General features: G+C 64.7%; 20 protein-coding genes. 17 read left to right on the top strand and 3 right to left on the bottom strand.

Features of this window, described 5'->3' with window-relative positions:
- The first annotated feature begins 237 nt into the window (after positions 1 to 237).
- From ahpC to QPK27_RS23175, 10 genes are all read left to right on the top strand, one after another.
- Positions 238 to 801 carry an alkyl hydroperoxide reductase subunit C gene (gene ahpC, locus QPK27_RS23130; RefSeq protein WP_290420525.1) on the top strand — a complete coding sequence of 188 codons (564 nt, stop codon included), beginning with the start codon at positions 238 to 240 and terminating at the stop codon, positions 799 to 801.
- Positions 802 to 952: 151 nt separating this feature from the next.
- Positions 953 to 2,521, top strand: coding sequence for an alkyl hydroperoxide reductase subunit F (gene ahpF / locus QPK27_RS23135; RefSeq protein ID WP_290420526.1), 1,569 nt, complete (start codon positions 953 to 955; stop codon positions 2,519 to 2,521).
- A gap of 89 nt (positions 2,522 to 2,610) precedes the next feature.
- Positions 2,611 to 2,736: a hypothetical protein gene (locus QPK27_RS23140; protein ID WP_290420527.1), complete on the top strand. Its 126-nt coding sequence runs from the start codon at positions 2,611 to 2,613 to the stop codon at positions 2,734 to 2,736.
- A 30-nt stretch (positions 2,737 to 2,766) separates the two neighbouring features.
- Complete coding sequence (locus tag QPK27_RS23145) at positions 2,767 to 3,138, top strand: DUF2264 domain-containing protein (RefSeq protein ID WP_290420543.1); 372 nt, start codon at positions 2,767 to 2,769, stop codon at positions 3,136 to 3,138.
- 406 nt (positions 3,139 to 3,544) lie between these two features.
- A complete protein-coding gene (locus QPK27_RS23150; RefSeq protein ID WP_290420528.1) occupies positions 3,545 to 5,260 on the top strand; it encodes an ATP-dependent DNA helicase RecQ in 1,716 nt (571 codons plus the stop codon).
- Between the two features lie 4 nt (positions 5,261 to 5,264).
- Positions 5,265 to 6,368, top strand: coding sequence for a ligase-associated DNA damage response exonuclease (locus tag QPK27_RS23155; RefSeq protein ID WP_290420529.1), 1,104 nt, complete (start codon positions 5,265 to 5,267; stop codon positions 6,366 to 6,368).
- Positions 6,361 to 7,995, top strand: a complete 1,635-nt coding sequence (locus QPK27_RS23160) for an ATP-dependent DNA ligase (RefSeq protein ID WP_290420530.1) — start codon at positions 6,361 to 6,363, stop codon at positions 7,993 to 7,995. Before QPK27_RS23155 ends, QPK27_RS23160 begins: the two co-directional genes overlap by 8 nt.
- Positions 7,992 to 10,484, top strand: a complete 2,493-nt coding sequence (locus tag QPK27_RS23165; RefSeq protein ID WP_290420531.1) for a ligase-associated DNA damage response DEXH box helicase — start codon at positions 7,992 to 7,994, stop codon at positions 10,482 to 10,484. Before QPK27_RS23160 ends, QPK27_RS23165 begins: the two co-directional genes overlap by 4 nt.
- Complete coding sequence (gene pdeM / locus QPK27_RS23170; protein WP_290420532.1) at positions 10,481 to 11,131, top strand: ligase-associated DNA damage response endonuclease PdeM; 651 nt, start codon at positions 10,481 to 10,483, stop codon at positions 11,129 to 11,131. Before QPK27_RS23165 ends, pdeM begins: the two co-directional genes overlap by 4 nt.
- 132 nt (positions 11,132 to 11,263) lie before the next feature.
- A complete protein-coding gene (locus QPK27_RS23175) occupies positions 11,264 to 11,971 on the top strand; it encodes a hypothetical protein (RefSeq protein WP_290420533.1) in 708 nt (235 codons plus the stop codon).
- 109 nt (positions 11,972 to 12,080) lie between these two features.
- Here the strand turns inward: QPK27_RS23175 and QPK27_RS23180 are convergent, their stop codons facing one another.
- The 3 genes from QPK27_RS23180 to QPK27_RS23190 form a co-directional block, all read right to left on the bottom strand.
- Complete coding sequence (locus tag QPK27_RS23180; RefSeq protein ID WP_290420544.1) at positions 12,081 to 12,872, bottom strand: Crp/Fnr family transcriptional regulator; 792 nt, start codon at positions 12,870 to 12,872, stop codon at positions 12,081 to 12,083.
- 401 nt (positions 12,873 to 13,273) lie between these two features.
- A complete protein-coding gene (locus QPK27_RS23185; protein WP_290420534.1) occupies positions 13,274 to 13,918 on the bottom strand; it encodes a response regulator transcription factor in 645 nt (214 codons plus the stop codon).
- A gap of 146 nt (positions 13,919 to 14,064) precedes the next feature.
- Positions 14,065 to 14,532 (bottom strand): universal stress protein, encoded by a 468-nt coding sequence (locus tag QPK27_RS23190; protein WP_290420535.1) that lies wholly within the window; start codon positions 14,530 to 14,532, stop codon positions 14,065 to 14,067.
- Between the two features lie 394 nt (positions 14,533 to 14,926).
- Between QPK27_RS23190 and QPK27_RS23195 the strand changes: the two genes are divergently transcribed.
- From QPK27_RS23195 to asd, 7 genes are all read left to right on the top strand, one after another.
- Positions 14,927 to 15,799: a protein phosphatase CheZ gene (locus QPK27_RS23195; RefSeq protein ID WP_290420536.1), complete on the top strand. Its 873-nt coding sequence runs from the start codon at positions 14,927 to 14,929 to the stop codon at positions 15,797 to 15,799.
- Positions 15,799 to 17,703 carry a chemotaxis protein CheA gene (locus QPK27_RS23200; protein WP_290420537.1) on the top strand — a complete coding sequence of 635 codons (1,905 nt, stop codon included), beginning with the start codon at positions 15,799 to 15,801 and terminating at the stop codon, positions 17,701 to 17,703. Before QPK27_RS23195 ends, QPK27_RS23200 begins: the two co-directional genes overlap by 1 nt.
- Positions 17,704 to 17,937: 234 nt before the next feature.
- The gene (gene leuC / locus QPK27_RS23205; protein ID WP_290420538.1) at positions 17,938 to 19,350 is read left to right on the top strand and encodes a 3-isopropylmalate dehydratase large subunit; all 1,413 of its coding nucleotides are present in this window, start codon (positions 17,938 to 17,940) and stop codon (positions 19,348 to 19,350) included.
- Between the two features lie 42 nt (positions 19,351 to 19,392).
- On the top strand, positions 19,393 to 19,515 hold the full coding sequence (locus QPK27_RS23210) for a hypothetical protein (protein ID WP_290420539.1): 123 nt from the start codon (positions 19,393 to 19,395) through the stop codon (positions 19,513 to 19,515).
- 46 nt (positions 19,516 to 19,561) lie between these two features.
- Complete coding sequence (gene leuD, locus QPK27_RS23215; protein ID WP_290420540.1) at positions 19,562 to 20,209, top strand: 3-isopropylmalate dehydratase small subunit; 648 nt, start codon at positions 19,562 to 19,564, stop codon at positions 20,207 to 20,209.
- A gap of 16 nt (positions 20,210 to 20,225) precedes the next feature.
- Complete coding sequence (leuB, locus tag QPK27_RS23220; protein ID WP_290420541.1) at positions 20,226 to 21,296, top strand: 3-isopropylmalate dehydrogenase; 1,071 nt, start codon at positions 20,226 to 20,228, stop codon at positions 21,294 to 21,296.
- Positions 21,297 to 21,320: 24 nt separating this feature from the next.
- A complete protein-coding gene (asd, locus tag QPK27_RS23225) occupies positions 21,321 to 22,448 on the top strand; it encodes an aspartate-semialdehyde dehydrogenase (protein WP_290420545.1) in 1,128 nt (375 codons plus the stop codon).
- The last annotated feature ends 64 nt before the right edge of the window (positions 22,449 to 22,512 follow it).

A 22,512-nucleotide genomic window follows, 5' to 3' on the forward strand; every position in this document is an offset into this window, starting at 1 on the left:
GCGAAGCCGCCAACCCTACGCACCCCCCATCCAAACGAAACGCGGGTTGCACCCGCTTGCCATTTGCGACACACTGTGCGAGTTTCGATGACGGCCCGTTCTTTACGAACAGGCCGAGCCGCACTTGACTGATAGGTAAAATCAATCAAGAATATCGGATCAATCAATTTCACAAACGGCGGGCAGAACGATAAACTGCTTGTCATCACGTTTCATCAACCCCAAACAGGAGATTCCATGTCCCTCATCAACACCCAGATCAAGCCGTTCAAAGCAACCGCTTACCACAACGGCAAGTTCATCGACCTGACCGAAGAGAACTTCAAGGGCACCTGGTCGGTGGTGATGTTCTACCCGGCCGACTTCACCTTCGTCTGCCCGACCGAACTGGAAGATCTGGCAGCGTTCCAGCCAGAATTCGAAAAGCTGGGCGTCAACGTCTACGGCGTGTCGACCGACAGCCACTTCGCCCACAAGGCATGGCACGACACCTCGGACGCGATCAAGAAAGTCAACTACCCGCTGATCGGCGACCCGACCGGCACCCTGTCGCGTAACTTCGAAGTCATGATCGAAGAAGAAGGCATGGCACTGCGCGGTACCTTTGTCATCAATCCGGAAGGCCAGATCAAGGTCATGGAAGTGCACGACAACGGCATCGGCCGCGACGCGTCGGAACTGATGCGTAAAGTCAAGGCTGCCCAGTACGTCGCTTCGCACCCAGGCGAAGTCTGCCCGGCCAAGTGGACCGAAGGCGCCGAAACCCTGACCCCGTCGCTGGACCTGGTCGGCAAGATCTAAGCAGTAAGGTAGTTCAGTAGCACCCCTGAGCGGGCCGCTGCGGCGGCCCGCTTCATTAGAGTGCCTATCAAAGACTTTTACTGAGTCTTCGGCCGAAGCTTTTGTTAAGCACTCTCGACATCACATCCGTAATCAATACAAGGAAAACATCATGCTTGACGCAACCCTGAAGAAACAGTTGCAAGCCTATCTGGAAAAAGTGGTGCAGCCGATCGAGCTGGTTGCGTCGCTCGACGATTCGCCGAAATCGCGCGAAATGGAAGAACTGCTGCGCGAAATCGCCGAGCTGTCCAACAAAATCACCGTGCGCCAGGAAGCGAATGAGCGCACCCCGTCGTTCGCCATCAACCGCGTCGGCACCGATATCGGCGTGCGTTTCGCCGGCATCCCGCTGGGCCACGAATTCACCTCGCTGGTGCTGGCCCTGCTGCACGTCGGCGGCCACACCATCAAGCTGGAGCAATCGGTCATCGACCAGATCGCCAGCCTGGACGGCGACTACGTGTTCGAGACCTACATCTCGCTGTCGTGCCACAACTGCCCGGAAGTGGTGCAGGCACTGAACACGATGTCGGTGATCAACCCGCGCATCAAGGTCGTGACCATCGACGGCGGCGTGTTCAAGAAAGAAGTCGAAGACAAGCAGATCCTGGCTGTGCCGATGATGTTTCTGAATGGCCAGCACTTCGGCCAGGGCCGCACGAACGTCGAAGAGATCCTGTCGAAGATCGACGTCAAGGGCGGCGAAAAGAAAGCTGCTGAGCTGAGCAAGAAAGAGCCGTTCGACGTGCTGATCGTCGGTGGCGGTCCTGCCGGCGCGGCCGCCGCGATCTACGCGGCGCGCAAAGGCATCCGTACCGGCGTGCTGGCCGACCGCTTCGGCGGCCAGGTGCTCGATACGCTGGCGATCGAGAACTTCGTGTCGCTGAAGGAAACCGACGGCCCGAAATTCGCCGTCGCCCTGGAAGAGCACGTCAAGCACTACGACGTCGACATCATGAACACCCAGCGTGCGAATAAACTGGTGGGCGGCAAGCTGATCGAAGTGCACACCGAAAGCGGCGCAGTGCTGAAGGCCAAGTCGGTGATCGTCTCGACCGGCGCCCGCTGGCGCGAAATCAACGTGCCGGGCGAAAAAGAGTACAAGAACCACGGCGTGGCGTACTGCCCGCACTGCGACGGCCCGCTGTTCAAGGGCAAGCGCGTGTCGGTGATCGGCGGCGGCAACTCGGGCGTGGAAGCGGCGATCGACCTGGCCGGCATCGTCAAGGAAGTGACGCTGATCGAGTACGGCAATGAGCTGCGCGCCGATGCAGTGCTGCAGCGTAAATTGCACTCGCTGCCGAACGTGAAGGTGATCAAGTCGGCCCAGACCACCGAGATCCACGGCGACGGCAAGATCGTCAACGGCCTGAGCTACAAGGATCGCAATACCGGCGAGATCCACAAGCTGGACCTGGAAGGCGTGTTCGTGCAGATCGGCCTGGTGCCGAACGCCGAGTGGCTGAAAGGCACGATCGAACTGTCGGCGCATGGCGAGATCGAGATCGACGCCCGCGGCCACACCTCGATGCCGGGCGTGTTCGCCGCCGGCGACGTGACCACGGTGCCGTTCAAGCAGATCGTCATCGCCGTGGGCGAGGGCGCCAAGGCTTCGCTGGCCGCGTTCGACTACCTGATCCGCCAGCCGGTGGAAGAGGAAGAGCAGAAGGCTGCTTAAAACAACATCCGGCGGACCGTGACGGTCCGCCACGCGACAAGACAAACGCCATTTCCCTGTGGGAAGTGGCGTTTTTTTTCGTCTGGCGCATGAAAAAACTGCATGGATCATGCATTCCCGGCCAGGTGGTCGATCGCGATTCGACCGCCCACTTCGGGGTGGGTGCGGTGTTGCTGGCGGCAGCGGAGATGGCGCGCCTGGCCGAGCGCAAATAATCATTCGAGGAGATACCATGCAACGTCGTCATTTCATGCGGACGCTGGCATCGTACCGCCGTATTCCGGCCGCTGGCGTTGCTGGCTTGGCGCAAGCAATTGCCGAAGTCATTGCCGGAAGGGCAGGTGCGCGCCGCGCTGCACGCGGCGCACCGGGCGCTCTGGGATGCGCCGGGCAATTTTACGAAGGATGGTTATCTGACGATCGGCTTGCGCGGACATCAGCCGACGCTGGGCGACTCGTACTCGAACAACGGCAGCATGTACATTGCTTCGGCCGGGCTGCTGGCGCTGGGCCTGCCGGCGGATGATGCGTTCTGGACTGCGCCGGCTCAGGACTGGACGCAGAAGAAGGCGTTCAACGGTGTGGCCTTCCCGAAGGACTATGCGGTAAATTATTGACGAGTTGCCAATGCAGCCCGCCAGCGCGGGGTTGCACCGCTACGCTCATCGTCAGCTTCAATGGAACGAAAACATCACCGCGCTCGACAGCGCGCCCGACTCGAGCAGGAACCAGGTGGCTGCGCTGGCTAAGGCCAGGTGGACTGCGGTCCACGTCATTGGATGGCGGCGCGACATGATGGTTCTCCCGAGTGATGCAATGCTGTTGATGATGGTGACATGATAGTCAGCCGTCGTCGCCTACGGCATCGGCAAAAAATCCGTCGCACTGTAGGAATAAACTTCGAACACAATCCTTGTCGCATATTTGTCACGCGTTCGACCGGCCGAAAGAGGCGCTCCTACGCCTGAAGTAGGCTGCGTCCTATAGTCGAGTCACAGGGGTGAAATATAAAGTTGGGCCATCATGACCCGACACGACCCCACCCTCATGCACCGCGGCCTGCTCGCCGTGCGCCGCAACACCATTCGCCGTCTTCTCAACACCATCTTTGGTATCGCCAGTCTGCGCGATGGCCAGCAGCGGGTGATCGACAGCGTCCTGGATGGCAAGGACACCCTGGCCATCATGCCCACCGGCGGCGGCAAGTCGCTGTGCTACCAGATCCCGGCCAAGATGCTGGAAGGGATCACCATCGTCGTCTCTCCGTTGATCTCGCTGATGAAGGACCAGCTCGAGAAGCTCGAAGAGCTCGGCATCCGATCGGTCCAGGTCAACAGCAGCCTGAACGCCGAGGAAGAACACGCCGCAATCGAGGCCATCGAGACCGAAGCCTGCGAGATCGTGTTCTGCACCCCGGAGCGGCTGGTCTCTCCCGAGTTCATCGCGGTGCTGCAGAAGGTCAAGCTCGACATCGTGGTCATCGACGAGGCCCACTGCATCTCGCAGTGGGGCCATGATTTCCGTCCCGCCTACATCGGCCTGAGCAGCGCGCTGCAGGCGATCGGCAAGCCGCCGGTGCTGGCCCTGACCGCCACCGCCACCGACGAATGCATCGCCGACATCGGCAAGCAGCTGGGACGCAAGCTGAACGTGATCAACACCGGCGTGTACCGGCCCAACCTGCACTATGGGGTGGTGCAGGTGACCAATCCCCAGGAAAAGTACCAGCAGGCGCTGCGCCTGGTGCAGGAAACGCCGGGCGTCGGTATCGTGTATGCCGCCACCGTCAAGGCCGCCGAGGAAATGCTGGAAGTGCTGGAAGCAGCCGGCGAGTCGGTCACGATCTACCATGGCAAACTGCCTGCGGCCGAGCGCAAGGTGAACCAGGACCTGTTCATGGAAGGCGAACGACGCGTGATGGTCGCCACCAATGCTTTCGGCATGGGCATCGACAAGAGCGATACCCGCTTCGTCATCCATTTGCAGATCCCGGCCAACCTGGAGTCTTACTACCAGGAATCGGGCCGGGCCGGGCGCGACGGCCTGGATGCCAAGTGCACGCTGCTGTTCCTGCAGGACGACAAGCGCCTTCAGCAATTTTTCCTGATGAAGCATTATCCCAGCGCCGACGAACTGCAGCTGGTGCACGCCGCCGTGCGCGGCCTGGCCGATGACGGCGCGGTGACGATCGAGCGCCTCGACGAGGCGCTGCAAGACCTGGCCGACGCCAACATCAAGGTCTGCCTCAAGCTGCTCAAGGACGCCAAGCTGCTGCGCCAGAACCGCAAGCTCGAATACGTCCCGGCCAACAGCGAACCGAAGCCGGGTGTATTCGCCGAACTGGCCGACGTCTACGTGCAGAAGCAGGAGCACGACAAGGAGGCGCTGGAGCAGATGGTCAGCTACGCCGTCAGCGGCTTCTGCCGCTGGAAGCTGATGCTCGACTACTTCGGCGACACCGTGGACGGCTTCGAGAAGTGCTGCAAGTGCGACAACTGCCGCAATCCGCCGGCGGCGCTGCTGGAAGACATCGAGATCCGCGACGACGAGTTCGACCGCGAGCCGGAACCGGAACCGACCGGGCCGCACTATGAAGTCGGCGCGCGCGCCAAGTCTGCCAAGTATGGCGTCGGCGTGGTGGTGGCAGTGGCCGGCGACCAGGTCACGCTCGAATTCCCGGACGGCGAAACGCGCAGCTTCATGGCCGAATTCCTGAAACCCAGCCGCGCGAGGAAATAAGCCGATGGGGGACATGGTCGTCGTTCGCAAGGAAGGCTTGTACTGCGTACCGGGAGATTTCTACATCGATCCATGGCGTCCGGTGCCGCGCGCCGTGATCACGCACGCGCACGGCGACCATGCGCGCACTGGCAGTGGCCACTACCTGGCGGCGGCGCCCGGCATCGGCGTGCTCAAGTCGCGCCTGGGCGATATCTCGGTCGACAGCCTGCAGTACGGCGAACGGGTGACCCACAACGGCGTCTCGATCTCTCTGCATCCGGCCGGGCACGTTCTTGGCTCGGCGCAGGTGCGCATGGAATGCGGCGGCGAAGTGTGGGTGGCGTCGGGCGACTACAAGGTCGAGCCCGATAAAACCTGCGACCCGTTCGAGCCGGTGCGCTGCGATACCTTCATCACCGAATCGACCTTCGGCCTGCCGATCTACCGCTGGCAGCCCGAGCAGCAACTGATGGACGAGATCAACGCCTGGTGGCGCAAGAATGCGGACGAGGGCCGCTGTTCCGTCGTGTTTGCGTATTCCTTCGGCAAGGCGCAGCGCATCCTGGCAGGCCTGGACGCAAGCATCGGGCCGATCGTCTGCCACGGCTCGGTCGAGCCATTGAACCGCGCCTACCGCGCCGAGGGCGTGGAGATTCCACCGACGGTGCTGGTGAGCGACATCGACAAGGCGGCGTTGCGGCGCGCGCTGGTGGTGGCGCCGCCGTCGGCCAGCGGTTCGCCATGGATGAAGCGTTTCGGCGACTACAGCGATGCCTTCGCCAGCGGCTGGATGCTGTTGCGCGGCGCACGCCGGCGGCGCGGTGTCGACCGCGGCTTCGTGCTCTCGGACCACGCCGACTGGCCGGGTCTGATGAGTGCGATCAAGGCAACCGAAGCGGAGCGTGTGATCGTGACCCACGGTTCGATTCCGACGCTGGTGCGCTGGCTGTGCCAGAACGGGCTGGATGCCTCGGGCTTCGACACCGAGTACGGCGACGAGGAAGAGGACGAGTCGGCGCCGCCCGCCGGGGCAGCCGCCTCGAAGGAGGCTGCCAGGGAAGAGGACAATGTCGAGGGGGCGAAGACTGGCGCGGCGGGAGAACAGGGGAGAAACGCCGATGCGTGAATTCGCCCGCCTGTACGCCGACCTCGACGAAACCACCTCCACCACGCGCAAGCTGGAGGCGCTGCAAGCCTACTTTTCCAGCGCCACGCCCGAGAACGCGGCCTGGGCGGTGTACTTCCTGGCCGGCGGCAAGCCGCGCCAGGCGGTGCCGACCAAGCTGCTGCGCCAGTACGCGATCGAATACGCGGCGCTGGACGAGTGGCTCTTCGACGAGTCGTATCACGCGGTCGGCGACTTCGCCGAGACCATCGCCCACATCCTGCCGCCGCCGACCGAACGCTCGGACATCGGCCTGGCGGTGTGGATGGAAGAGCGCATCGCACCATTGCGCGGCGCGGAACCACTGCGTGTTCGCGAGGCGCTGTTCTCGTACTGGAATGAACTCGACTGGCGCGAGCGCTTCCTGCTCATCAAACTGATCGGCGGCGGTTTCCGCGTCGGCGTGTCGAAGCTCCTGGTGACGCGCGCGCTGGCCGCGATCGCGGCGGTGGACAGCAAACTGATCGCGCAGCGCCTGATGGGCTGGACCGACGGCCGCGTGAAGCCGACCGCCGCCGGCTTCCTGCAACTGATCGCCGAGCAGTCGGACGAGGAACACAAGCTGCGCGGCGGCCAGCCGTATCCGTTCTTCCTGTCGCACCAACTCAATGGCGATCCGGCGCAGCTGGGCGAGCCCGACGACTGGATCGTCGAATGGAAGTACGACGGCATCCGCGCCCAGCTGGTACGGCGCGAAGGCCAGAGCTATCTGTGGTCGCGCGGCGAAGACCTGATCACCGAGCGCTTTCCCGAGCTGGCCGCGGTGCGCCTGCCGGATGGCATGGTGCTGGACGGCGAAGTCCTGATCTGGCAGCCGGATTCTCCAATGCCGTCGCCATTCGCCGACCTGCAGAAGCGCATCGGCCGCAAGACCCTGAGCGCCAAGCTGCTGGCCGAGCTGCCGGCGGTGCTGTGCTGCTACGACCTGCTGGAACTCGACGGCGTCGACCTGCGCAACCTGCCACAGCACGAGCGGCGCGCATTGTTGGAGGCCGAAATCGCCAAGCTCGATGCGCCGCAGCTGCGCCTGTCGCCGCTGGTGGTGGCCGACAGCTGGGAAGAACTGGCCAAGCTGCGCGCCGGCTCGCGCGAGCGCAGCGTGGAAGGGATGATGCTCAAGTCGCGCGTCGCCCAGTATGGCGTCGGCCGCACCAAGGACGTCGGCACCTGGTGGAAGTGGAAGATCGACCCGTACGCGATCGACGCCGTGCTGCTGTACGCCCAGCCGGGCAGCGGCCGGCGCGCGTCGCTGTACACCGACTACACCTTCGCGGTGTGGGACGGCGAGGGCGAGGAACGCAGGCTGGTGCCGTTCGCGAAAGCGTATTCAGGCCTGACCGACGCCGAGATCGCCCAGGTCGACAACGCGATCCGGCGCACCACGATCGAGAAATTCGGACCGGTGCGTTCGGTCAAGCCGACCATGGTGTTCGAGATCGGCTTCGAGGGCATCGCGCTGTCGCCACGTCACAAGGCCGGCATCGCGGTGCGCTTCCCGCGCATCCTGCGCCGCCGCACCGACAAGCCGGTGGAAGAGGCCGACACACTCGATACGCTCAAGGGTTTGCTGGGAGCGGCCAGCGCATGAGTCGTAGCGATGTCGTGATGGACAACCCGGTCAGCCGCCGCATCGACGCCTGGTTCGCCGAGCGCAACTGGACCGTGTTCCCGTTCCAGCGCGCGGTGTGGGATGCCGCGCTGGCCGGGAAGTCCGGGCTGCTGCATGCCAACACCGGCGCTGGCAAGACCTTCGCGGTTTGGTTCGCGGCGCTGCAGCGTGCCGGCCTCGAAACCGGCCGTGCCAGGGCCGGGCTGCGCGTGCTGTGGATCACGCCAATGCGCGCACTGGCTGCGGACACCCAGCGCGCCCTGGAAGACTCCGCCGCCGAACTGATGCCCGAGTGGCGCATCGGCGCGCGCACCGGCGACACCAAGGCCAGCGAACGCGCCAGGCAGACGCGCAGCATGCCGGCCACGCTGGTGACCACGCCCGAGAGCCTGACGCTCATGCTCAGCAACGCTGCCTCGCATGAGCAGTTCCGCAACCTCGACATGATCATCATCGACGAGTGGCATGAACTGATGGGCAGCAAGCGCGGGGTGCAGGTACAGCTGGCGCTGGCGCGGCTGCGGCGCTGGCGTCCGGAACTGCTGGTGTGGGGCGTGTCGGCGACGATGGGCAACCTGGACCTGGCGCGCCAGGTGCTGCTCGGCGGCGCCGACGGCGACAATGCGGGAACGCTGGTCGAAGGCGACACCCGCAAGCAGATCGTGGTCGATTGCCTGATCCCCGAGAACGTGTCGCGCTTTCCGTGGGGCGGCCACCTCGGCCTGCAGATGCTCGGTCCCGTGATCCGCGAGATCGAGGGGCACGAGGCGACGCTGGTGTTCACCAACACCCGCTCGCAGTCCGAGATCTGGTACCAGAACATTCTGGAAGAGCGTCCCGACTGGGCCGGCCTGATCGCGCTGCATCATGGGTCCCTGGACCGCGAGGTGCGCGAATGGGTCGAGCTGGGGCTGAAGAACGGCGTCCTGAAAGCGGTGATCTGCACCGCCAGCCTGGACCTGGGCGTGGACTTCTTGCCGGTCGAGCGGGTGCTGCAGGTAGGCAGCGCCAAGGGCGTGGCGCGGCTGCTGCAGCGCGCCGGGCGCAGCGGCCATGCGCCGGGGCGCGTGTCGCGCGTGACGCTGGTGCCGACCAACAGCCTGGAACTGCTGGAAGCGGCCGGCGCGCGCAAGGCGGTGGCGGCGCGCCGCATCGAGGGGCGCTACGTGCCGAACAAACCGTTCGACGTGCTGGTGCAGCACATGGTGACGATCGCGCTGGGCGGGGGCTTCCGTTCCGAAGAGCTGTATGAGGAAGTGCGCCAGGCCTGGTCGTACCGCCACCTGACGCACGAAGAATGGCAGTGGGCGCTCGACTTCGTCGCGCGCGGCGGCCAGAGCCTGACCGTGTATCCCGAATACCGGCGCGTGCTGCCGGACGAAGAGGGCGTGTACCGGGTGCCGGATACGGCCATCGGCCGGCGCCATCGGATGAGCATCGGCACCATCATGTCGGATGCGACCATTCAAGTGAAATACATGAGCGGGGGCCGCATCGGCAGCGTCGAGGAATCGTTCATCTCGCGCCTGAAGCCGGGCGACCGCTTTCTGTTCGGCGGGCGCATCCTGGAATTCGTGCGCGTGCACGAGCTGACCGCGTTCGTGAAGCGCGCCACCGGCACGAAAGGCGCGATCGCGCGCTGGCAGGGCGCCAAGATGCCGATGTCGAACGAGCTGGCGCACGCCGCGCTGGAAGAGCTGCGCCTGGCCGCGCAGGGCGTGTTCGACGGCCCCGAGATGCGGGCGATCCAGCCGCTGATCGAGATCCAGGAAAAGTGGTCGGCGCTGCCAACGTCGGAAACCCTGGTGCTGGAGTCGATGAAGAGCCGCGAGGGCTACCATCTGTTCGTGTATCCGTTCGCGGGGCGCTCGGTGCACATGGGGCTGGCTTCCCTGCTCGCGTTTCGCGTCGGACGGGTGCAGCCGATCACGTTCTCGATCGCCATCAACGACTACGGCTTCGAGCTGATGGCGCCCGAGCCGGTGGACTGGGCGCGTGCGTTCGATGCGCCGACCGGGGCGGGCGTGGGCCTGTTCGACACCGAGCGGCTGCTGGAAGACGTGATCGACAGCCTCAACGCGACCCAGCTGTCGCAGCAGCGCTTCCGCGAAGTGGCGCGCATCGCCGGGCTGGTGTTCTCGGGTTATCCGGGGCAGCCAAAATCCAACCGGCAATTGCAGGCGTCGTCGTCGCTGTTCTTCGAGGTCTTCCGCAAGCACGACGCGGGCAACCTGCTGCTGACCCAGGCCGAGCGCGAGGTGATGGAGCAGGAACTGGAACTGACGCGCCTGCGCGATACGCTGGACGAACTGCACGGGCGCCGCATCGCCTACTGCGAAGTCAAGCGCGCCACGCCATTTGGCTTCGCGCTGATGGTCGAGCGCTTCCGCGAAAAGGTCAGCACCGAGAAACTCAGCGACCGGGTGGCGCGCATGGTGCGCGAACTCGAGAAAGCGGCGGCGGCATGAGCGCGGTGGCGGTGCGCGTGGCCGGCGAAAACCTCCTGCTGCTGCCGGAGAAGGCGGTGTACTGGCCGCTTGAGAAGATGCTGATCATCGCCGACATCCACTTCGGCAAGGCGGCGGCGTTCCGCGCGCTGGGCGTGCCGGTGCCGCGCGGGACCACCTCCGAGAACCTGGCCGGACTGGACGCGCTGGTAGCGAAGCATGGTGCACGGCGCGTGGTATTCCTGGGCGACTTCTTGCATGCGCGCGCGGCGCACGCCAGCTCGACCCAGCTGGCGATGCTGGCCTGGCGCCAGCGCCATCCCGACCTCGAACTCATGCTGGTGCGCGGCAACCACGACCTGCACGCGGGCGACCCGGCGGCGGCGCTCGGCATCGAACTGGTGGACGAGCCGCATGCGATCGGGCCGTTCGCGTTCTGCCACCATCCCGACGTCGACACGCCCGGCTATGCGCTGGCCGGGCACGTGCATCCGGTGTACGTGCTGGCGACCCGCTTCGATGCGCTGCGCCTGCCGTGTTTCGTGGTGGGCTCGGCGCGCATGATCCTGCCGTCGTTCGGCGCCTTTACCGGCGGCCATGCGGTCAAGCCGGAGCCGGGCGACAACATCTACGTGACCTCGGGCGACGCCGTGCACAGCGTTCGATAACGTACCGACCCAGTCCTTTCATGGGCGTAACTTCTTGTGGAACCGAGGGCAGTCACCATGACCGCTCATACATGTATTTCCGCTCACTTCACGGAAGGAAAATCTATGCGCCTTCATCGGATTCTTTTGGCCATGGCGATCGCCACGGCCCCAGCCACGGCAGTGCTGACCAGCACTGTGGCCCATGCCCAGGTGCCGCCCTCGGGCGGACGCACCGACGGGCTGATGGTCACCGGCTTCGACGTCCAGCAGATTTCCAGCCTGGCGCCCGGCAACCAGCTGCATTTCGATGTGTTTGCCACCTCCGGCGCCAGCGTTACGCTGAGTATCGACGGCGCCACGCGCGGCCTGCACCTGAACGAGGTCGAGCCGGGCAAGTATGCCGGCACCTACACGATCGGCGACCGTGATCGGCTGCGCCCGGACAGCAAGGTGCGCGCCGACACGCGCCTGGGCGGCCAGACGGTGGCCAGCATGCTGACCAAGCCGATCGTGCGCTCGGATGTGCCGCTGCAGCCATCAAGCGAGCGGCGGCTGACGCCGGGCGCTGGCGCACCCGGCGCGGCGCCACCGCCGCCGCCGCGCGAGACCGAACGGCCGCGTGTGGCCCGCTATTGCACCAGCTGCGCAATCGTCGAGAAGGTGGAAGTGATCCAGCCGTCGACCGCGGATGCGCGTCCGCTGGCCACCGAGGTACGCTCGCGCGAGCGCTATCGGGTGACGGTGCGCTTCAATACCAGCGATGCGACGCAGGCGATCGAGTATGACAACAATCCGGGCTACCGCAAGGGCGACCGGGTGCGGGTGAATGATGGGGTGTTGTCGCTGGAGCGCGATTGAGTCTATAGCGCTATCGGCAACAGGTCTTATTTTGACAATGCAAAAACCGTCATTTCTGCACTCCGCGGAAATGACGGTTTTTTGTCAGTCAGAAAAAACTGGCGTTGCCTCAGGCCGTTGCCAGCACCTGGTCATCCCCCGACTGGTCGGCTTCGGCCTTCGCCTTGGCCCCCTTGGTGCGCGAGCGCGACGGCGGCAGGCGGCGCAGGGTCTTGAGCGCTTCGGCATCCTTGATGCCGATGGTGCGCTGGTCGACCGTGATCAGCCCGATCTCGTTGAACGCCGACAGCGTGCGGCTGACGGTTTCGAGCGTCAGGCCCAGATAGCTGCCAATCTCGTGCCTGGTCATGCGCAGGTTGAACAGCTTGCTCGAGTAGCCCATCGCGGCGAAACGGTCGGCCAGCGACACCAGGAAGCGCGCCACGCGGGCCTCGGCCGACAGAGCGCCGAGCATGCCGATCATGGTCTGCTCGCGCACCAGCTCGCGGCTCATCACGCCGTACATCATGTTCTCGAGCTCGCTGTGCACGCGGCCCAGGGCGGTCAGCTTTTTGAACGGCAGCAGGATCAGGTCGCAGTCGGACAGGGCCACGGCCTCGGAGGCATAGTGGCGGGTGTGGATGCCGTCGACGCCGAGCATGTCGCCCTTCATCGGGAAACTCAGCACCTGCTCGTTGCCGAACTCGTCGATGAGCACGGTCTTGAGGAAGCCGGAGTTGACGATGTAGAGCGTGTCGAAGGCCTGGCCGATGGTGTGCACGCGCTGGCCGGTCTTGAACTGCACGTGTTGGAACAGCAATTCTTCGGAACTGACCGATACGCTGGCCGGAATGCGGAGCAGGTCGCAGACTTCTTTCAGGTTGGACCAGAGTCGGCCCTGGCGCTGGCGCCCGGCCTCCATGGGGGAATGCAGGGTCGGCTGGGTGACGTTGCGTTGGTCTGACGTTGGCTGGGACTGCATGCTCATCTCCAGTAAGGAATTCAGGGTTTCAGGCGACCCTGGCAGTCCAAGGAGTGGACTGCGCCGCATCAATCATTAGCGACTGACGCCGTGACTTGGATCGCAAGCAAGTCGAAACGCTGAATTCAGTATGCCAACACGAGTCCGGCACGAATATCAGCGTTGCCTGAATGTGTAGGTAGGACAGATGGTGAAGTTGTAGGAGTTTTCCGACCCAGTGCATTGGCGCCCCGAATGGCGGAGCAGGTCAGGAAGGGGAAAGCGGGGTGGCCGAAGCGGGACGGTTGTTGCATGGACGCACCGCACCAAACTGTGGCGCGGCGGTCAAAAAAGATCGAGGTTCAGGCTTTCATCGGCGACAGCAGGCGGTGCGCCACCGCATACTGCACCATCTCGGACAGCGAGCTCATTCCCATTTTCTGCATGATGCGGGTCTTGTGGGTGCTGACGGTCTTGACCGACAGGTGCAGGCTGTTGCCGATCTCGGTGATCGATTTGCCGCTTACCAGCAGCGAAAAGACTTCGAACTCACGGTCGGACAATTGCTTGTGCAGCAGTTGCTCGGTCGGCGCCATGATGTTCAGCGCCAGCTGCTCGGCCACTTCGGTGCTGATGTAGGGCCGTCCGGACGCCACCTTGCGGATCGCGCCGACCAGCTGCGTGCCGGCGCTCTCCTTGGTGAGATAACCCTGGGCGCCGGCGCGGATCGCGCGCACCGCGTACTGTTCTTCTTCGTGCATGGTCAGGATCAGGATCGCCAGCTTGGGCGCTTCGCTGCGCACCTGGCGGATCAGGTCGACGCCGCTGCGGCCCGGCATCGACAAATCGAGCAGCAGCAGGTCGAAGCCGCCCTGGCGCACCAGCGCCAGCACCTCGAAGCCGTTGGTGGCTTCGCCGACGATCTCGACTTCGGCGGCGCCGTCGAGGATGCGCTTGAGCCCTTCGCGCATGATGGTGTGGTCATCGGCAATGACGATTCTTACCATAATCGTTTCCTTGAGCCCGCAGCGGTTTCCTGCCTCGGTTTAGGTTAGCACATCGTTTACTTGCCGGGACGCCGTCACGCCAAATCATGCGCGCCGGTTAAACGCGCCGAATAAACGCGCCGGATGTGCGCGCATGGCTTACCTTCTCAGGCGGGCGCCGGCTCGGCGATCAAGCGGTGCACCAGCACCGGTTTGGTGGTGTGCGCCAGCACTTTGTTGGTGACGCTGCCCAGCAACAGCTGGTTCCAGCCGCTGCGGCCGTGTGAACCCATGAAGATCAGGTCGCAGCCTTCCTGCTCGGCGACGTCGGCGATCTTGAGCGCCGCCGAATCGGAAAACGCCGTCATGCAGCTGTGCTGCAAACCGGCGCCGGTGCACGAACGCACGATCTTGCCCATGTATTCCTCGCCCATGCGGCGCATCTGGGCGATGTATTCTTCTTCGCTGGGGTAGGAGGGTGGAATGATCTCGACGTACACTGGGTACTGGTATTCCGGCGCGACGAACAGGGCCAGCACCTCGGCTCCCATCTGCTGCGCGAATTTGACGCCGGCGCAGGCCGTGTGTTGCGAGACGGCTGAACCGTCGGTGGTGATCAGGATCTTGCGGTACATGCTGACTCCTCCCTTTGCTATGCCATTCTGGACGGCTCCGTGCGTGGCGACGACCGCCGGGACCAAAACCCTTGAGTTCGGTCAAACGCCGGGCCGGGCGATGGGACGCTGTTCAGGTGCAACATTGCCACAGCGGCAGAGTGCGAGGCGCACAAAATACAACACCGGCCATAATAAAAGCATCAGGAACAGCGTGTTTTGATTGTCGCGGAATTAAGTTTTCCTGTCCATTTTGTTGCATTGCCGTCTCTGAGATTTACCTGCGGCAACCACACTGCTACACTCGCAGTCAATTCACGACCATCTTTCAGTGCCGCCGGACGCGGCCGGATGGATGCACGACCCCAGGATTGCCCAGTTCATTGCGCATTTATATTTAGGAGAAGCAGGGATTATGACCGACGCCGCTGACGATTTCGACGCACTATTCGAGGAAGTGGCGGCGCAGCGCTCCAGCGCCCCGCCAGCTCCTGCCGCGGCGCCCGAGCCTGCGCCGGCCGCCGCCGACGAAGACGACCTCGAGTCGCTGTTCGACCAGGTGTCGGCCAGCGCCGCACCTGCCGCCGCAGTTGCCGCAGTGGCCGCCACTGCCGTGGCCGCACCGGTCCCGGCCCCGGCTCCGGCCGCAGCTGGCGCCAGTGCCGACGACGGCCATGAAGCCGGCGGCATGTTCGAACGCCTGGGCGGCATCGTGCGCCTGCTGCACGACTCGCTGCGCGAACTGGGCTACGACAAGGCGCTCAACGAAGCCTCGTCGCAGATCGTCGACGCCCAGGACCGCCTGGAATACGTCGCCACCCTGACCGAACAGGCCGCCAACAAGGTGCTCAACACCCTGGACGAAGGCATGCCGGCCCAGGACCTGCTGTCGAAGCAGGCCAAGGACATGGAAACGCGCTGGGCCGACCTCTTCGAAGGCAAGCTCAGCCTGGATGAATTCAAGGCCCTGGCCGGCGATTCGCGCCAGTTCGCGGCCCAGGTCAACGTCGCCACCGAATCCGAGAAGGCGCGCCTGCTCGAGATCATGATGGCCCAGGACTTCCAGGACATTACCGGCCAGCTGATCAAGAAAGTGGTCAAGATCACCCAGACCGTCGAGGGCGAGCTGGCCCAGTTGCTGCGCGACAACGCGCCGGCCGACATCAAGGAAAAACTGGCGCAAAAAGCACAGCCGGCGCCCGAGCCGCTGATGCAGGGCCCGTCGGTGCCGGAAGCGGCGCTGAACCAGGATAACGTTGACGATCTTCTTGCCGATCTGGGATTCTAATGGACGATATGCTCAAGGATTTCGTCGTCGAGGCGATGGATCTGGCAGTTAATGTAGAAGAGCACCTGCTGCGCCTCGAACGCGACCCCGACAACAAGGAAACCCTGAACGCGGTGTTCCGGTCGTTCCACACGATCAAGGGCGGCGCCGGCTTCATGGGCCTGCCCGCGCTGGTGGCGGCCTGCCACCTGACCGAGAACCTGTTCGACGCGCTGCGTACCGGCGCCGCACCGGTCACGCCGCTGGCGATCGAAGCCGCGCTGCAGGCGTCGGGTTTCGTGGCCGACCAGTTGAACGACCTGAACAACGGTACGCCGCCGGAAGGCCTGGCGCAGATGCCGGCCGACCTCGAGCGCATCCTGATGGACGCGATCGAAGGCAAGGCCGACAGTGCGCCGGCTGCCGCCCCTGCGCCGGCCGCCGCTGCACCGGCGCCGGTCGCCGCGGCCCCGGCTGCCGCCACTCCCGCAGCCGCTCCTGCCGGTGAAGACGGCCTGGACTGGACCGGCATGTACAACGCCGTGGTGCCGGCCGCCAACGCGATCACCGCGGCGCCAGCTGCAGCCGCTCCGGCTCCGGCCGCCGCGCCTGCCGCAGCCGCCGACGCCGCGCCAGCCGTCGCTGCGCCAGCCGCAGCCGCAGCTACTCCAGCCGCCGGCGGCAAGAACTGGGATGGCGTCGAGCGCCGCCAGGACACCAAGCCGGCCGCCGCCGCGCCGGCCAAGGACGAAAGCATCCGTATCGACGCCGTCAAGCTCGACGCGCTGCTGGAAGTCGCCGGCGAATCGGTACAGGCCGCCAACCAGGCCGCCGTGCTGCTGGAACGCCTGCAACAGTTCAAGTTCGAAGGCCAGGCTGCGGTGCTGATGGCCACGCTCACCGAAACCCTGGAACGCGCTTCGCGCTACTCGGCCGAACTGCAGCGCGCCACGCTGGCGACCCGCATGCAGCCGGTCGGCCGCCTGTTCCAGAAGTTCCCGCGCCTGGTGCGCGAGCTGGCCAAGGACCTGGGCAAGGACGTCGAGCTGACCATCGAAGGCGCCGAGACCGAAGTCGACCGCGTGGTGGTGGACAGCCTGTACGACCCGCTGGTGCACATGCTGCGCAATGCACTGGACCACGGCGTCGAGTCGCCGGAAGAGCGCGTCGCCGCCGGCAAGCCGGCCAAGGCCTTCATCCTGCTGAAGGCATGGCAGGAAGCCAACAGCGTCATGATCGTGCTGCAGGACGACGGCAAGGGCATGGACCCGGTCAAGCTGCGCCGCAAGGCGATCGACAAGGGTCTGATCGGCGAGAACGGCGCCCCGAACGACGACGACGCCTACCAGCTGGTGTTCCTGCCGGGCTTCTCGACCAAGGAAGTCGCTTCCTCGGTGTCGGGCCGCGGCGTCGGCATGGACGTGGTCAAGACCGCGGTGGAGAAGAACCGCGGCGCCATTCGCATCGATTCGCTGCTGGGCCGCGGCACCAAGTTCGCGATCCGCCTGCCGATCGAACTGTCGATCGTGCCGACCATGCTGGTGTCGACCTCGGGCGCCCAGCTGGCGCTGCCGATGGCGGTGGTCGAGCGCGTGGTCGAACTGCCAGAAGACTTCGCCTGCGTGGGCGGCGCCCCGGTGCTGAAGGACCAGGGCCGTCCGCTGCCGGTGCGTTCGCTGGCGCTGTCGCTCGGCTACGAAGCGGCCGCCGAGAAGGTCGGCATCGTGATCAACGCGCCGCAGCCGTACATCCTGGCGATGGAAGCGGTGGACGGCACCGCCGACCTGGTGATCAAGCCGATGACGGCGCTGACGGTGGAAGGCATCACCGGCACCGCGCGCTCGGCCGAAGGCGAACTGGTGCTGGTGGTGGGCCTGTCGTTCCTGATGGATGGCTGCCGCAGCAGCGTCAGACTGGCTGCATAAAGCAGCATTGCGATAAAAGCGCAGAGAAAAGCCTGTGTCGTCGACACAGGCTTTTTTTATTTGCATGGCTGTTAGCCCTTGCAAATATTATTTACCGCATGGTATGGTCCTTGGCATAATCGTGCGCCGCCCCAGCTTGGTGCTGCAGTGCACGATTATGGCATAATCGAAAACCGGGTCTTGCAGCGCCTCCTTGCGAGCCGCGCCACACAAGACCGCATCACTGGATTGACCATGCAAAAAACGCTCTACGACAAACTCTGGGATTCCCATGTCGTGCGTGCCGACGCCGATGGCACCACCGTCCTCTATATCGACCGCCACCTGGTGCACGAAGTGACCAGCCCGCAGGCGTTCGACGGCCTGCGCGAAGCCGGCCGCGGACTATGGCGCACCTCCGCGAACCTGGCCGTGGCCGACCACAACGTGCCGACCACCGACCGCGCCGCCGGCATCGCCGACCCGACCTCGCGCCTGCAGGTCGAGACGCTCGACGCCAATACCAGAGCGTTCGGGCTGACCTACTTCGACATGAGCGACAAGCGCCAGGGCATCGTGCACGTGATCGGGCCGGAGCAGGGCGCCACGCTGCCCGGCATGACGGTGGTGTGCGGCGATTCGCATACCTCGACCCACGGCGCCTTCGGCGCGCTGGCGCACGGCATCGGCACCTCGGAAGTCGAGCACGTGCTGGCCACGCAGACGCTGCTGGCCAAGAAGTCGAAGGCGATGCTGGTGAAGGTCGAGGGTGAACTGAATCCCGGCGTGACCGCAAAAGACATCGTGCTGGCCGTGATCGGCAAGATCGGCACCGCCGGCGGCACCGGCTACGCCATCGAATTCGGCGGCGCGGCGATCCGCGCGCTGTCGATGGAGGGCCGCATGACGGTCTGTAACATGGCGATCGAAGCGGGCGCGCGCGCCGGCATGGTGGCGGTGGACGACACCACCATCGAGTACGTGCAAGGCCGTCCGTTCTCGCCCAAGGGCGAGCAGTGGGACCGGGCGGTGGCCTACTGGCGCACGCTGCATTCGGACGATGGCGCTGTCTTTGACACCGTGGTCGAACTCGATGCGCAGGACATCCAGCCGCAGGTTACCTGGGGCACTTCGCCCGAGATGGTGACGGCGATCGACGGCCGCGTGCCCGATCCACAGCAGGAAAGCGATCCGGTGCGCCGCGGCGCCATCGAAAAGGCGCTGGCCTACATGGACCTCCAGCCGAATACCCCGATCGGCGACATCGCCATCGACAAGGTGTTCATCGGCTCGTGCACCAACTCGCGCATCGAAGACCTGCGCGCCGCAGCAAGCGTGGTGCGCGGCCGCCAGCGCGCCGCCAACGTCAAGCTGGCGATGGTGGTGCCGGGTTCGGGCCTGGTCAAGGAGCAGGCCGAGCGCGAAGGGCTGGACAAGATCTTTGTCGCCGCCGGCTTCGAATGGCGCGAGCCGGGCTGCTCGATGTGCCTGGCGATGAACGCCGACCGCCTGAACCCGGGCGAGCGCTGCGCCTCGACCTCGAACCGCAACTTCGAAGGCCGCCAGGGCCAGGGCGGACGCACCCACCTGGTGTCGCCGGCGATGGCCGCTGCCGCAGGAATCGCGGGGCGCTTTGTCGACGTGCGTGTCCTCGGGAATGCGCTCTGATGCGTTATAGCCTGTATCACCGTTTTAATTTTTGAACAGATCATGAAAAAAGTATTCGCTCTCTCGCTCGTCGCCGTCCTGCTAGCCGGCTGCAACACCATCTCCGGCATCGGCCGCGATGTCTCGAAAGTAGGCCAGGTCGTCACCAGCGCCGGCGGAAGATAAACAACAATGAAGGGCAGGGCGCCCGCTGCGGCGCCCCAAGATACAGATGGAACAATTCACCGTACACCAGGGCATCGTGGCGCCGCTCGACCGCGCCAATGTCGATACCGACGCCATCATCCCCAAGCAGTTCCTGAAATCGATCCGCCGCACCGGTTTCGGTCCCAACCTGTTCGACGAGTGGCGCTATCTCGACCACGGCGAGCCGGGCCAGGATTGCAGCACCCGCCCCGTCAATCCGGACTTCGTGCTGAACCAGCCGCGCTACGCCGGCGCCTCGATCCTCCTGGCGCGCAAGAATTTCGGCTGCGGTTCGTCGCGCGAGCACGCGCCATGGGCCCTGCAGCAGTACGGTTTCCGCGCCGTGGTGGCGCCGAGCTTCGCCGACATCTTCTTCAACAACTGCTTCAAGATCGGCCTGCTGCCGATCGTGCTGAGCGAAGAAGAAGTCGAGTCGCTGTTCCAGGCGGTGCAGGCGAACGAAGGCTTCACGCTGACCGTCGATCTGGAACGGCAGCGCATCGGCACCGCCGACGGCAGCCTGTCGTACGGTTTCGCCATCGACGAATTCCGCAAGTACTGCCTGCTCAACGGCCTGGATGACATCGGCCTGACCCTGCGTCACGCCGATGAGATCCGCGCCTTCGAACAGCGCCACATCGCGGCCCAGCCGTGGCTGGCCAATACCATCTAAAACAAGAAAGCAGCACATGAAGATTGCGATCCTGCCGGGCGACGGCATCGGCCCGGAGATCACCGCGCAGGCGGTCAAGGTCCTGAACGCACTGGGCGAATCGTTCGAGATGGAGAGCGCGGACGTCGGCGGCGCCGGCTACGCGGCCCATGGCCACCCGCTGCCGGAAGGCACGCTGAAGCTGGCCAAGGACGCCGACGCGGTGCTGTTCGGCGCCGTCGGCGACTACCAGTACGACACGCTCGAGCGCGCGCTGCGCCCCGAGCAGGCCATCCTCGGCCTGCGCCGCGAACTGGGCCTGTTCGCCAACCTGCGTCCGGCGATCCTGTATCCGGAACTCGCGGGCGCCTCGACCCTGAAGCCGGAAGTCGTCTCGGGCCTGGACATCCTGATCATCCGCGAACTGACCGGCGACATCTATTTCGGCAAGCCGCGCGGCGTGCGCGAATGCCCGGACGGTCCTTTCAAGGGCCAGCGCGAAGGCTTCGACACCATGCGCTATGCCGAAGGCGAGATCCGCCGCATCGCCCATGTGGCGTTCCAGGCAGCACGCAAGCGCGGCAAGCGCGTGACCAGCGTCGACAAGGCCAACGTGCTGGAAACGTTCCAGTTCTGGCGCGACATCGTCACCGAGGTGCACCAGGAATACCAGGACGTCCAACTCGAACACATGTACGTCGACAACGCGGCCATGCAGCTGGTACGGGCCCCGAAGAAGTTCGACGTGATCGTTACTGGTAATATGTTCGGCGATATCCTGTCGGACGCTGCGGCGATGCTGACCGGTTCGATCGGCATGCTGCCATCGGCGTCGCTCGACGCCAGCAATAAAGGCCTGTACGAACCGTCGCACGGTTCGGCGCCGGACATCGCGGGGCAGGGCGTTGCGAATCCGCTGGCCACCATTCTGTCCGCCGCGATGATGCTGCGCTTTACGCTTGGCCTGACCGAACAGGCGGACCGCATCGAGAATGCGGTCAAGCGCGTGCTGGCACAAGGGCTGCGCACGCCGGATATCTTCGAAGCAGGGACCACGAAAGTGGGCACCGAAGAGATGGGCAACGCGGTGGTCGCGGCGCTCGCATAAAATGACACTAACCAAGGGAAGATGATGAAATTAGTAGGTCTGGTAGGTTGGCGCGGCATGGTCGGCTCGGTCCTGATGCAGCGCATGCAGGAAGAGGGCGATTTCGACCACATCGAGCCGGTGTTTTTCACCACCTCGAATCCGGGCGGCGCCGCGCCGAAGATGGCGAAAAATGAAACCACCCTGAAAAGCGCGACCGACATCGCTGAGCTGTCGAAATGCGAGATCATCATCTCCTGCCAGGGTGGCGACTACACCACCGAGGTGTTCCCGAAACTGCGCGCGGCCGGCTGGAACGGCTACTGGATCGACGCCGCGTCGACCCTGCGCATGAACGACGACGCCGTCATCGTGCTGGACCCGGTGAACCGCTCGGTAATCGATGCGGCGCTGTCGCGCGGCGTCAAGAACTACATCGGCGGCAACTGCACCGTGTCGTGCATGCTGATCGGTCTGGGCGGACTGTTCGAGCAGGGCCTGGTCGAGTGGATGACCTCCATGACCTACCAGGCGGCATCGGGCGGCGGCGCCCAGCACATGCGTGAACTGCTGACCCAGTTCGGCACCATCAACAATTCCGTCAAGCCGCTGCTGGACGACCCGGCCTCGGCCATCCTCGAGATCGACCGCACCGTGCTGGCGACCCAGCATGGCCTGTCCGCCGAGGAGACCAGGCAGTTCGGCGTGCCGCTGGCCGGCAACCTGATCCCGTGGATCGACAAGGACCTCGGTAACGGCCAGTCGAAGGAAGAGTGGAAGGCGGGCGCCGAGACCAATAAGATCCTGGGCCGCGGCGCAGGGTTCGACGCCAAACCGATCCCGGTGGACGGCCTGTGCGTGCGTATCGGCGCCATGCGTTGCCACTCGCAAGCCTTGACCATCAAGCTGACGAAAGACGTGCCGATCGACGAGATCACCGACATCATCGCCTCGCACAACCAGTGGTCGAAAGTCGTGCCGAACACGCGCGAAGCATCGATGCGCGACCTGTCGCCGGCCGCCGTCACCGGCGGGCTGACGATCCCGGTCGGCCGCCTGCGCAAGATGTCGATGGGCGAGGATTACCTGTCGGCCTTCACCGTCGGCGACCAGCTGCTGTGGGGCGCGGCGGAGCCGCTGCGCCGCATGCTGCGGATCGTGCTGGAGCGCTGATCGTTTGGTAGTTCAAGCGCTGCTTGAACGCGTCGGCGGCGGAGCCGCCAACCCTTGTATCTTG

The organism is Massilia sp. YIM B02443 (genome assembly GCF_030411955.1).
Lineage (GTDB): Bacteria > Pseudomonadota > Gammaproteobacteria > Burkholderiales > Burkholderiaceae_D > Telluria.